At 71.8% G+C, this 11,400-nt stretch carries 13 protein-coding genes; 10 read left to right on the top strand and 3 right to left on the bottom strand.

Going from position 1 to position 11,400, the window contains the following annotated elements:
• Positions 1–221: 221 nt before the first annotated feature.
• The 5 genes from ACH65_RS05600 to ACH65_RS05580 are packed head-to-tail and all read left to right on the top strand — an operon-like array spanning position 222 to position 4,571.
• The gene (locus ACH65_RS05600) at positions 222–824 is read left to right on the top strand and encodes a hypothetical protein (protein ID WP_049621591.1); all 603 of its coding nucleotides are present in this window, start codon (positions 222–224) and stop codon (positions 822–824) included.
• Positions 821–1,015, top strand: coding sequence for a helix-turn-helix transcriptional regulator (locus ACH65_RS05595; protein ID WP_049621590.1), 195 nt, complete (start codon positions 821–823; stop codon positions 1,013–1,015). Before ACH65_RS05600 ends, ACH65_RS05595 begins: the two co-directional genes overlap by 4 nt.
• Before the next feature lie 48 nt (positions 1,016–1,063).
• Positions 1,064–2,638, top strand: coding sequence for an alpha/beta hydrolase (locus ACH65_RS05590; protein ID WP_049621589.1), 1,575 nt, complete (start codon positions 1,064–1,066; stop codon positions 2,636–2,638).
• Positions 2,635–3,369: an ABC transporter ATP-binding protein gene (locus ACH65_RS05585; protein ID WP_049621588.1), complete on the top strand. Its 735-nt coding sequence runs from the start codon at positions 2,635–2,637 to the stop codon at positions 3,367–3,369. Before ACH65_RS05590 ends, ACH65_RS05585 begins: the two co-directional genes overlap by 4 nt.
• Entirely contained in the window at positions 3,366–4,571 is a 1,206-nt protein-coding gene (locus ACH65_RS05580) for an ABC transporter permease (RefSeq protein ID WP_049621587.1), read from the top strand. The genes ACH65_RS05585 and ACH65_RS05580 overlap by 4 nt, the downstream gene beginning before the upstream one ends.
• A gap of 132 nt (positions 4,572–4,703) precedes the next feature.
• On the opposite strand, the gene hemH is transcribed toward ACH65_RS05580, so the two are convergent.
• A complete protein-coding gene (gene hemH / locus ACH65_RS05575; RefSeq protein ID WP_049621586.1) occupies positions 4,704–5,765 on the bottom strand; it encodes a ferrochelatase in 1,062 nt (353 codons plus the stop codon).
• A gap of 113 nt (positions 5,766–5,878) precedes the next feature.
• Here hemH and ACH65_RS05570 point away from each other — a divergent pair, with 113 nt between their 5' ends.
• The 5 genes from ACH65_RS05570 (at position 5,879) to ACH65_RS05550 (ending at position 8,579) form a co-directional block, all read left to right on the top strand.
• The gene (locus ACH65_RS05570) at positions 5,879–6,568 is read left to right on the top strand and encodes a lipid-binding SYLF domain-containing protein (RefSeq protein WP_049621585.1); all 690 of its coding nucleotides are present in this window, start codon (positions 5,879–5,881) and stop codon (positions 6,566–6,568) included.
• A gap of 59 nt (positions 6,569–6,627) precedes the next feature.
• The gene (gene tatA, locus ACH65_RS05565; RefSeq protein WP_049621584.1) at positions 6,628–6,861 is read left to right on the top strand and encodes a twin-arginine translocase TatA/TatE family subunit; all 234 of its coding nucleotides are present in this window, start codon (positions 6,628–6,630) and stop codon (positions 6,859–6,861) included.
• 18 nt (positions 6,862–6,879) lie between these two features.
• Positions 6,880–7,272 carry a Sec-independent protein translocase protein TatB gene (gene tatB / locus ACH65_RS18555; protein WP_049621583.1) on the top strand — a complete coding sequence of 131 codons (393 nt, stop codon included), beginning with the start codon at positions 6,880–6,882 and terminating at the stop codon, positions 7,270–7,272.
• Positions 7,259–8,011 carry a twin-arginine translocase subunit TatC gene (gene tatC / locus ACH65_RS05555; protein WP_049621582.1) on the top strand — a complete coding sequence of 251 codons (753 nt, stop codon included), beginning with the start codon at positions 7,259–7,261 and terminating at the stop codon, positions 8,009–8,011. Before tatB ends, tatC begins: the two co-directional genes overlap by 14 nt.
• Positions 8,012–8,087: 76 nt before the next feature.
• Positions 8,088–8,579 (top strand): cupin domain-containing protein, encoded by a 492-nt coding sequence (locus ACH65_RS05550; RefSeq protein WP_049621599.1) that lies wholly within the window; start codon positions 8,088–8,090, stop codon positions 8,577–8,579.
• Between the two features lie 140 nt (positions 8,580–8,719).
• Here the strand turns inward: ACH65_RS05550 and ACH65_RS05545 are convergent, their stop codons facing one another.
• Positions 8,720–10,075 (bottom strand): S41 family peptidase, encoded by a 1,356-nt coding sequence (locus ACH65_RS05545; protein ID WP_049621581.1) that lies wholly within the window; start codon positions 10,073–10,075, stop codon positions 8,720–8,722.
• A gap of 140 nt (positions 10,076–10,215) precedes the next feature.
• The gene (locus ACH65_RS05540) at positions 10,216–11,400 is read right to left on the bottom strand and encodes a murein hydrolase activator EnvC family protein (RefSeq protein ID WP_082190153.1); all 1,185 of its coding nucleotides are present in this window, start codon (positions 11,398–11,400) and stop codon (positions 10,216–10,218) included.

Raw genomic sequence — 11,400 nt, 5'->3', positions numbered from 1 at the left:
TCTACCGCCCACGCTCCTAGAGCGACCGCGTGCCGATGGCGAAGGTGGTGTCGATCGCCACGCCGTGCCATTTCGTGGTGCTCGATCAGTCGGCGGTGTCATGCCGCGTCGTGTCAAGCAAACTTGACGTGACACGTCCCCTGTCCTAGTCTGCACCTGTCAAGTTTGCTTGACAGGTACCCGCGGCCGCCGCGGCACCCCGTCCGGCGGGAGGTGGGGAGATGACGCAGCACGTCTACCGGCGCTACCAGCGCGAGTTCCTGCCGGCGATGCTGGCCTACGCCGCCGTGATGCTGGTGCTCTGGCCACTGACCAGGCGGATCGAGGACACCGGCCTGAAGGCCCTGCTGGCGCTGTTGCCGATGCTGCCGCTGGGGCTGGCGATCCGCGCGATGGTGCGGCTGGTGATGCGCACCGACGAGCTGGACCAGCGCATCCACCTGACCGCCCTGGGCGTCAGCAGCGCGGTGGTCGGCATGGCCTGCATGTCGGCCGGTTTCCTCGCTGCGGCCAGGGTGGTGGCGGTGCCGGGCACGGCGCTGCTGTGGGTGTTCCCGCTGCAGTGCCTGAGCTACGGGCTGGCGCGTTGGTGGGCCGGCCGTCGCTACGGCATGGCGGCGATGGAGGAAGACTGCGGCGTGCTGACGCCGCCGCGCGTCCTGCTGGCGGCCGTGGTTTGCGCGGCGCTGTCGCTGGCCCTGCATCGGGTACTCAGCGATTGGCAGACGGGTTTCCTGATCGGCATGGCCGCGGCGTTCCTCGCCTGGGCAGCGGTCATGCTCGTACGCCGGCGCTGGCGGCATCGGCGCGGCGGCGATGCATGAACAACCGCGTGCGCGCACTGCGCGCCGACCACGGCTGGTCGCAGGCCGACCTGGCCGAGCGGCTGGACGTGTCGCGGCAGACCGTCAATGCGATCGAGACGGGCAAGTACGACCCCAGCCTGCCGCTGGCGTTCAAGATCGCCAGGCTGTTCGGACGTCCGATCGAAGCGATCTTCGAGCCGGAGGTGTGAGGCGATGGCAAGCAGGTGGGACACGAACGAGCGAAGGGGAGGAGACTGATGGCAAGCAAGGGACGTACAGCCCTGCGCATCGCCGCCGTGCTGGTGGGGCTGGGCGCGCTCGCCTGGCAGCACCTGCACCAGCGCGCCGGTAACCGGGCCGCGGGCGAGGCGCCGGCGCCCGCCTCGGCGGCGAGCATCGCCGCGGCCACGCCGCCGGCCGCGCCGCGCACCTGGAAGCTGGGCACGCTCACGCTCACCGCCTGCCAGCTCGGCCAGCCCAACAGCGGACTGTCGACCGCCGCCTGGTGCGCGCCGTTCGAGGTGCCGGAAAACCGCGACGACCCGCACGGCCGCCGCATCATGCTGCGCCTGGCGGTGGTGCGCTCGGAGGCGCAGGTGCCGGCGAAGGACATGCTGGCGCTGCTGGCCGGCGGCCCGGGCCAGGCGGCCACCGAGAGCTGGCCGGCGGTGGCGCCGGCGTTGGATGCGCTGCTCGCCCACCGCAACGTGCTGCTGCTCGACCAGCGCGGCACCGGCGGCTCGAACCCGCTCGACTGCAAGAGCGTGGAGCAGGCCGGCGAGGAGGGCGATTTCGACCCCGGCCGGCTGCGCGCGCAGACCGCGCAATGTCTGAAAGAGGTGGAGGCCAAGGCCGACCCGCGCTACTACACCACCACCGTCGCGGTGGAGGACCTGGAGGCCGCGCGCCGCGCGCTCGGCGCGCCCGCGCTGGACCTGGTGGGCATCTCCTACGGCACCCGCGTGGCGCAGCAGTACGCCATGCGCCACCCCGACGCCGTGCGCAGCCTGGTGCTGGACGGCGTGGTGCCCAACACGCTGGTGCTGGGCGAGGAGTTCGCGCAGAACCTCGACGACGCGCTCAAGGCGCAGTTCGCCCGCTGCACCGCCGACGAGGCGTGCCGCAAGCGCTTCGGCGACCCGTACCAGACGCTGTTCCAGCTGCGCGACGCGCTGCGCGCCAACCCGCACCGGGTGAGCTTCCGCGATCCGCAGAACTACCGCAGCGTGCAGCGCACGCTGAGCGAGGCCGCGCTGACCAGCGTGGTACGCATGTTCGCCTACTCGCCGCCCACCGCCGCGCTGCTGCCGCTGTCGATCGACGCCGCCGCGCACGGCGACGTCGGCCCGCTGCTCGGCCAGGCCAAGCTGCTCTCCGGTGACCTCGCCGACACCATGAACGGCGGCATGCAGTCCTCGGTGATCTGCAGCGAGGATGCGGACCTGCTCACCCCGCGCCCGGAGGACGAGCGCACCATCCTCGGCACGCGCATGATCGACACGCTCGAGGCCCTGTGCACGGTGTGGCCCAAAGGCAGCCGCCCGGCGGATTTCCACCGGCCGCTGCACAGCGCGCTGCCGGCGCTGCTGCTGTCGGGCCAATACGACCCGGTGACGCCGCCGCGCTACGGCGAGGCAGTGCTCAAGGGCCTCTCCAACGCCCGCCACTTCGTGCTGCGCGGCCAGGGCCACAACGTGATCGGCGCCGGCTGCGCGCCCAAGCTGGTGAAGGACTTCGTCGAGAACCTCCAGCCGTCCGCGCTGGACGCGGGCTGCCTCGACCGCATCCAGCCCACCCCGGTCTTCATCGACTTCAACGGAGCCGCCCCATGATCGAGGTGAAGGACCTCCACAAGGCGTTCGGCGCCGTGCGGGCCGTGGACGGCGTGAGCTTCGCCGCCCGCGACGGCGAGATCACCGGCCTGCTCGGCCCCAACGGCGCCGGCAAGACCACCACGCTGCGCATGCTCTACACGCTGATGGCGCCGGACCGCGGCCAGGTGCTGGTGGACGGCCTCGACGCCGCCGCCGATCCGCTCGCGGTACGCCGCCGCCTCGGCGTGCTGCCGGATGCGCGCGGGCTCTACAAGCGCCTCACCGCGCGCGAGAACATCGACTACTTCGGCCGCCTGCAAGGCCTGCCGGAAGCCGAACTGCGCGCACGCCGCGAGGCGCTGGTCGAGGCGCTGGAGATGGCCGACATCGCCGACCGCCGTATCGAGGGCTTCTCGCAGGGCCAGCGGGTGAAGACCGCGATCGCCCGCGCGCTGGTGCACGACCCGCGCAACGTGATCCTGGACGAGCCGACCAACGGCCTTGACGTGATGGCCACCCGCGCGCTGCGCCAGTTCATGCTCAAGCTTAAGGCGGAGGGGCGCTGCGTGCTGTTCTCCAGCCACATCATGCAGGAGGTGGCGGCGCTGTGCGACCGCATCGTGGTGATCGCGCACGGCCGCGTGGTGGCGGACGAGACGCCCGACGCGCTGCGCGCGCAGACCGGCGAGGCCAACCTGGAGGACGCCTTCGTGAAACTGATCGGCAGCGAGGAGGGCCTGGCCGCATGAACGCCCCCGCCCAGCCGGCGCGCCGCGCGCGCGCCTTCCTCACCGTGTTCCTGAAGGAAGTGCGCGAGAACCTGCGCGACCGCCGCACGCTCACCAGCGCCTTCCTCACCGGCCCGCTGCTGACGCCGCTGCTGTTCCTGATGCTGATCAACATCTCGGTCAACCGCCAGCTGGACAAGGCCGAGCGGCCGCTCAAGGTGCCGGTGATCGGCGCCGAATACGCGCCCAACCTGATCGACGTGCTCAAGGCCGGCGGCATCGTGCCCGAGCCGGGCCCGGCCGACCCGGAGGCCGCCGTGCGCCGGCAGGACACCGAGCTGGTGCTGCGCCTCGGTGCCGACTACGCCAGGTCCTGGCGCAAGGGCGAGCCGGTGCAGGTGGAGCTGATCTACGACTCCTCCCAGCGCGAGGCCGGCGCCTCGGTGGAGCGCGTGGGCAAGCTGGTGGAGGCTTATGCCCGCCAGCAGGGCGCGATGCGGCTGGTGGCGCGCGGGCTCTCGCCGATGCTGGCGGTGCCGGTGGTGGTGGCCCGGCGCGACCAGGCCACGCCGCAGTCGCGCGCGGTGCTGCTGTTCAACATGCTGCCGTACCTGTTCGTGCTCACCATCTTCATCGCGGGCATGCCGCTGGCGATCGACCTCACCGCCGGCGAGCGCGAGCGGCAGTCGCTGGAGCCGCTGTTCGCCAACCCGGTGGCGCGCTGGAAGATCTTCCTCGGCAAGCTGGCGGCGATCTGCACGTTCTCGGTGGCGAGCCTGGTGATCTGTCTGGTGGCCTTCGGCATCATCGGCCGCTTCATGCCGACCGAGAAGCTGGGCATGGAGATCGACCTGGGGCTGGGCTTCATCGTCCACGTGCTGTGGCTGCAACTGCCGCTGATCGTGCTGCTGGCGGCCTTGCAGTCGATGGTGGCGGCGTTCGCCAAGAGCTACCGCGAGGCACAGACCTATCTTTCGCTGCTGATGTTTCTGCCGGTGCTGCCGAGCATCCTGCTGATGGTGCTGCCGATCCGCGCGCAGGACTGGATGTACGCGGTGCCGCTGCTCGGCCAGCACCTGGCGATCCTCGACCTGGTGCGCGGCAACGGTCTCGGCGTGGCGCACCTGGGGTTGATCCTGGCCGGCACCGCGGCGACGGCGCTGGTGGCGACGGTGACCACGATGCAGCTGTACCGCTCCGAGCGGCTGGCGATCTCGGTTTGAGCCGGCGGTGCCCCGCCGCGGGCGACCGGGCCGGCTCCCGTGTAGGAGCGCGCCTTGCGCGCGACAAACCTACGCAGCGGTGACGCCGCAACCCCGCGGTCGCGCGCAAGGCGCGCTCCTACACGAGCGGGCCTAGCGGGCGGATTCGCGGGCCGCGGCGAACTCCGGCCAGCCCTGCGCGTGGCGCAGCACCAGGTCGGCGAGGTGGGCCACCTGCGGCGCGCTGTCGTTGAGCGCGGGGATGTAGCGCAGGTCCTCGCCGCCGGACTCGCGGAAGAAGTCGCGGTTCTGCATGGCGATCTCCTCCAGTGTCTCCAGGCAATCCACCGCGAAGCCGGGGCAGGCGACGTCGAGCCGCTTCACGCCCTCGGCGGCGAGGCGGCGCACCGTTTCGTCGGTATAGGGCGAGAGCCACGGCTCGCGGCCCACGCGCGACTGGAAGCTCACCAGCAGCTCGGCTTCGCCCAGCCCCAGCCGCTCGCGCAGCGCGCGGGCGGTGGCCTGGCACTGCGCGTAGTAGGGGTCGCCCGCGCGCACGTAGCGCTCGGGGATGCCGTGGAAGGAGAGCAGCAGCTTCTCGCCGCGGCCGTGTTCGGCCCACCAGCGCTCGATGCTCGCCGCCAGTGCGGCGATGTGGCCGGGGGCGTCGTGGTAGTCGTTGACCAGGCGCAGCTCCGGCGGCCAGCGCAGGGTCTTGAGCGTGTCGGCCACCGCGTCGAACACCGAGCCGGTGGAGGTGGCCGAGTATTGCGGGTAGAGCGGCAGCACCAGCAGCCGGCGCACGCCTTCGCCTTGCAGGGCCTCGATCTGCCGGCGCACCGAGGGCTCGCCGTAGCGCATCGCCAGCGCCACCTTCACCGGGCCCGCGTCGCGCCGGTCCAGCTCGCCTTGCAGGGCGGCGGCCAGGCGCTCGGAGCCGACCTTGAGCGGCGAGCCCTCCGGCGTCCATACGCGCGCGTAGGCGTGCGCCGAGCGCTTGGGGCGGATGCGCAGGATCACCCCGTGCAGCACCAGCCACCACAGCCAGCGCGGGGCCTCGATCACCCGCGGGTCGCCGAGGAACTCGGCCAGGTAGGGGCGCAGGGCCCGGGCGGTGGGCGCGTCCGGCGTGCCGAGGTTGACCAGCAGCACACCGGCCTGAACGGGCCGGTCAGCGGAGTGGGGGGCGGGGCCGGTATAGTGATTGCTTGGCATCGTGGCGATGGCGGTTGGCTCAAGCGCCGGAGTCTGCCACAAGCCATCCGCGGCTCGGCGATCCCTAAGGGTCGCACGGCCGACCGCCTTCCTCAAAGTCAACGGAGCTGCCCATGTTCAAGCCAACGCTGCGTCGCCTGATGTTGCCCATGCTGGCCCTGCTGCTCGCGGCGGGCGCCGCGCAGGCGGAGGATCCGCCGCTGGTGCGCGCGCAGAACGCCGTGCGCGTGCTCAACGAGATCATGCAGGCGCCGGACAAGTCGATCCCGCACGACCTGCTGCGCGACGCCAGGGCGATCGCGGTGATCCCGGACCTGGTCAAGGCCGGCTTCATCTTCGGCGGCCGCCGCGGCGAGGGCCTGATCTCGGTGAAGGGCGCCGACGGCGCCTGGTCCAACCCGAGCTTCATCACCATGACCGGCGGCAGCATCGGCTTCCAGGCCGGCGTGTCCTCCACCGACGTGATCCTGGTGTTCCGCACTCAGCGCGGGGTGGATTCCATCGTGGACGGCAAGTTCACCCTGGGCGCGGACGCCGCCGCCGCGGCCGGCCCGGTCGGGCGCACCGCCAGCGCTTCCACCGACAGCCAGCTCAAGGCCGAGATCTACTCCTACTCGCGCTCGCGCGGCCTGTTCGCCGGCGTGGCGCTGGATGGCTCGGCGCTGAGAATCGACTATGATGCGAATGCCGCCATCTACGGCGCCGGGATCACCCCGCGGCGCATCTTCGAGGGCGGCGTCGGCCATGTACCCGGGCCGGTGGTCGATTTCCGCGACCGCCTGGAGGAGTACACTGCCCGTTGATTGATTCGGAAAGGCCGGCTGCCGCTGTCTTCCGGTCGTTTTCCGTCCCTGAGGTTTCTATGAGCATCTGGCATCTACTCATCCTGCTACTGGTCGTGGTGGTGATCTTCGGCACCAGCAAGCTGCGCAACATGGGCGGCGACCTCGGCTCGGCCATCCGCGACTTCAAGAAGGGGCTCAGCGACGAGGAGCCCGCCAAGAAGGACAAGGATTCCGACCGCCTGCGCGCCGACCCGCCGGCCGCCGAGAGCACCACCCAGGAAGCGCAGCGCGACAGCGCCGACCGCAAGTAAGCGCGCGGTGGCGCGGCGATGATCGAGATCAGCTTCGGCAAGCTGGTACTGCTTGCGTTGATTGCGCTGATCGTGCTCGGACCGGAGAAGCTGCCGGGCGCCGCGCGTACCGCGGGCGCCCTGCTGCGCCGCCTGCGCACGAGTTGGGACAGCGTGCGCGCGGAAGTGGAGCGCGAACTGGAAGTGGAAGAATTGAAGCGCACGGCGCGCGAGGCGGCCGCCAAGGCCGAGGCCGCCCAGGCCCAGCTCGACGCCGGCGTGCGCCGGGTGCAGGGCACGGCCGGCGACCTGACCGCCAAGGTTTCCGCCCCGGTGCCCGACCCCACCGCACCGCCCGCCGCCGCCCCGGCGGCTCCCGCCGTGCCGGCCCCGCCAGCGCCGCCCGAGGAACCGCCGCATGGCCCCGCCTGAGCAGCCCGAAGACGACCTGGAACAGGGCCTGTTCTCCCACCTGATCGAACTGCGCTCGCGCCTGCTCAAGGCCGTGGTCACCGTGCTGGCGGTACTGCTGGCGCTGATGCCCTTCGCCAACCGGCTGTACGCCGCGCTGGCCGCGCCGCTGGTCTCGCGCCTGCCCGAGGGCGCGCACCTGATCGCCACCGAGGTGGCGAGCCCCTTCGTCACGCCGCTCAAGCTGGCCTTCTACGCGGCGCTCTTCATCAGCATGCCGGTGGTGCTCTACCAGCTGTGGGCCTTCGTCAGCCCGGGCCTCTACCGGCACGAGAAGCGCCTGGCGCGGCCGCTGCTGGGGGCGGCGCTGGTGCTGTTCTACCTAGGCTGCGCCTTCGCCTATTTCCTGGTGCTGCCGGCGGCGTTCCGCTTCCTCACCGCGGTGACGCCGCAGGGCGTGGAGATGATGACCGACATCACGCATTACCTCGACTTCGTGATGCTGATGTTCTTCGCCTTCGGCCTGTGCTTCGAGGTACCGGTGGCGGTGGTGATCCTGGCCGCCACCGGCATCGTGGAGGAGGCCAAACTGCGCGCCTCGCGGCGTTATGCCTTCGTCGGCGCCTTCGCCATCTCCGCCTTCATCACGCCGCCGGACATCACCTCGATGGTGATGCTGGCGATCCCGATGTGCGTGCTCTACGAGCTGGGCCTGTTCGCGGTGCGCTGGCTGGTGAAGCCCAGGCCGGTCGCCTCCTGATGCGCGGCCGGTCGCGCGCGCGAAGCGCCGCGGAAGGGTGGCGATGAGCGGGCGCCGCCCGCCGCAGGCGCCGGACATGCCCGCGCGCGCGGAGGCGCTGATCCGGCGACTGGACCTGCAGCCGCATCCCGAGGGCGGGCATTACCGGCGCATCCACCCGCTGCCGCAGCCGGCGCAGCGCGGGGCGCTCAGCGCGATCCACTTCCTGCTGCCCGCCGGCGAGGTCAGCGCCTGGCACCGCGTGGACGCGGAGGAAGTCTGGCACTACGTGGAAGGCGATCCGCTGGAGCTGCTGATCTATCGGCCGGAGCTGGGCACGCTGCGGCGCCTGCGGCTGGGCCCGCTGCCGGAGCGCGGCGAGGCGCAGTCGCTGCTGGGCATGGTGCCCGCCGGCGCCTGGCAGGCTGCGCGCCCGCTGGGCGCCTACACGCTGTGCAGCTGCCTGGTGGCGCCGGCCTTCGAGTTCGCCGGTTTCAGCCTGGTGGAGGACGCCGCGCTGGCGAGGCGGCTGGCGGCGCTGGCCCCGGATTTCCCCGTCGCAGTAGAGCCCGCCCACGATTCTCGGTAGGCGCGCCTTGCGCGCGACCGGGGCAGCGGCGACGCCGCAGCCCCGGTCGCGCGCGAGCGCGCTCCTGCGTCATGGTTGAACGGCGACCCGGTCGGCGCGCGGGCGCGGCCGCCTTGCGCCTTGCCTTGGTATGGCGGGCCTCAGCGCCTGGCGGCGCCGGGCGCCGCGTTATGCGCCAGCGCCAGGCCCTTGAGCACGTTGAGCGCCTGCGACAGCGCGTAGTCACGGGTGGCGAGCTTCTCGTTCTCGGCGCTGCCGTCGTTGTCCGCGTCCTTGCCGGCGGCGGCGTTCTCGTTGGCGAGGTGGTGGCGCAGGTCGGCCTCGGAGTCGATCAGGGAGGCGTTGCTGTCGGCCTTGCTCACCGTGAGGTCGGCCAGCGCGATGTCGGGCTTGATGCCCTCGGCCTGGATCGAGGTGCCGTTGGGCGTGTAGTAGCGCGCTGTGGTGATCTTCACCGCGTGGTCGGCGTCCAGCGGCAGCACCGTCTGCACCACGCCCTTGCCGAAGGTGCGCCGGCCCATCACCAGGGCGCGGCGGTTGTCCTTGAGCGCGCCGGAGACGATCTCCGCCGCCGAGGCGGTGCCGTTGTCCACCAGCAGCACGATCGGCGCGCCGCCCAGCAGGTCGCCCGGGTGCGCCTCGAAGCGCATGTTGGCGTCCTGCAGCCGGCCGCGGGTGCTGACGATGCTGCCGGCGTCGAGGAAGTCGTCGCTCACCGCCACCGCGGCGGTGAGCAGGCCACCGGGGTTGGAGCGCAGGTCCAGCACCGCGCCCTTGGGCGCGCCGTGCTGCTTGACGTAGTCGGCGAACTTCTTCTCCAGGTCGCCGGCGGTGTCTTCCTGGAACTGGCTGATGCGGAGGTAGACGTAGCCCGATTCGAGCGGGCGCACGCGCACGCTGGTCACCGAGATCTTCTCGCGCACCAGGGTGTAGTCCAACGGCTTGTCGCTCTTCTCGTGCAGCACGGTGAGGGTGATCTTGCTGCCCGGCTCGCCGCGCAGCTGCTTGAACATGGCGTCGACGTTGTCCGAGGTGACCGCCTTGCCGTCGATCTTCACGATCACGTCGCCGGGCTTGATGCCGGCGCGCGAGGCGGGCGTGTCGTCGATCGGCGCCACGATGCGCAGCGCGCCGTCGTCCTGCAGCACTTCGATGCCGAGGCCGCTGTACTGGCCGGTGGTGTCCTCGTTGAGCTGGGTCAGGCCTTCCTTGTCGAGGTATTCGCTGTGCGGGTCGAGTTCGCTCAGCATGCCGCTGATCGCATCGCCCATCAGCGTCTTGTTGTCCACCGGTTCCACATAGGCCTGCCGCACGACCTCGTAGACGCGGCTGAAGTTGCGGATGTCGTCGAGGCTGACGTGGTCGACGGGCGCGCCGGCGGAGGACGCGGCCGCCGGTGCGGCGGCCGTGCTGCCGGCCGGCGCCGGCGCGGTCTGCGCATGCAGCAGCGGCGCCGTCAGCAGCAGGGCGAGCAGGCCACGGGGGGAAAGACGCATGGGGAAAGCTCCGAAAAACAGTAAAGGCCGTAGCGCTTCGACAGCCGGGCGCGTCCGGAATTCATCCTGAATTTGGTGGCGACCGCCGCCGTCGGGCGATCGCGGTCCGCCTCCTAGCCTGCGGCGGGGCGCCGGCGGCGTCAACGCTGGCGGCTGAGCCAGCCGCGCGGATCCACCGGCTTGCCGTGCTGGCGCAGCTCGAAGTACACGCCGGTGTTGACGCCGGTGGGCGCCATCGCCGTGCCCAGCGCCTGGCCGGCCTCGATCTGGTCGCCCACGCCGTGCAGCGCGGTCTCGTTGTTGCCGTACATGCTGAGCCAGCCGTCGCCGTGGTTGAGGATGATCAGCATGCCGTAGCCGCGCAGGAAGGCCGCGTAGATCACCCGGCCGCGCGCCACCGCGTGCACCTCGCTGCCACCGGGCGCCTTGATCAGCACGCCGTTGCCGTAGCTGGTCACCGTGCCGGCGGCGGGCCACGGCAGGTTGCCGCGGATGTTGGCGCCGGGGCGGCCGGTGGGCTCGGCCGCGCTGGGCCGGGCGGCGCGCGCCGCCTCGCGGGCGGCTTCCTCGATGGCCTGCTGCAGCTTGGCGATCAGCTGGTTGAGCGACTGCTCGTTCTGCTTCAGGGCGGCCAGGCGCTGGGCCTGGTCCTTGTATTGCGCGTCGGCCTGCGCGGCCAGCTTCTGCTGGGCGGCGCGCTGGGTGCCCAGCGCCTGCATCTGCTGCGCGCGTTGCGCGCGGGCGGCGGCCAGCGCCTGCTGCTGCTCGGCGATGCCGCGCTCCAGCTCCTGCAGGCGGACCAGGTCGCCCATCAGCTGCTGCACGCGCTCGGCGCGGTCCTGCTGGAAGTACTTCGAGTAGGCCAGGGTGCGCGAGATCTGGGCCAGGTCCTGGTCGCCCAGCAGCAGGCGCAGGTCGTTGCCGCGGCCCAGTGTGTAGGTGGCGCGCAGCAGGTCGGCGATGGCGGCGCGCTGGCCGTCCAGGTGCCGCTGCAACTCGGCGCGCTGGGCCTGCAGCTGCTCCAGGTCGTGCTGCTTGGCGGCCAGCGCGGCGTCGGTCTCGCGCACGGCGCGGGCGGCGCCGGCGAGCGCGGTGGCCTGCTTGGCCAGGGTGGCGTTGACGCTGTCGCGCTGGGCCGCGGTCTCCGACTGCTCGCGGGCCAGTGCCTCGATGCGCTTGCGCACGTCGTTCAGCTGCTGCTGGGCCGCGGCCTTGTCGGCCTTGTTCGGGACGGCCTGCGGCGGCAGCGCGGCGGCGGGCAGCGCCCAGGCCAGCAGCAGGGCCGGCAGGCAGCGGGCGGGCGAAGGGAAGCGGAGTCGGCGCAT

This window comes from Frateuria defendens, assembly GCF_001182895.1.
In the GTDB taxonomy this organism is placed as follows: Bacteria; Pseudomonadota; Gammaproteobacteria; order Xanthomonadales; family Rhodanobacteraceae; genus Frateuria_B; species Frateuria_B defendens.
The sequence above is the reverse complement of the archived record's forward strand: the minus strand, read 5'-3'. Positions and strand labels throughout refer to the sequence as shown.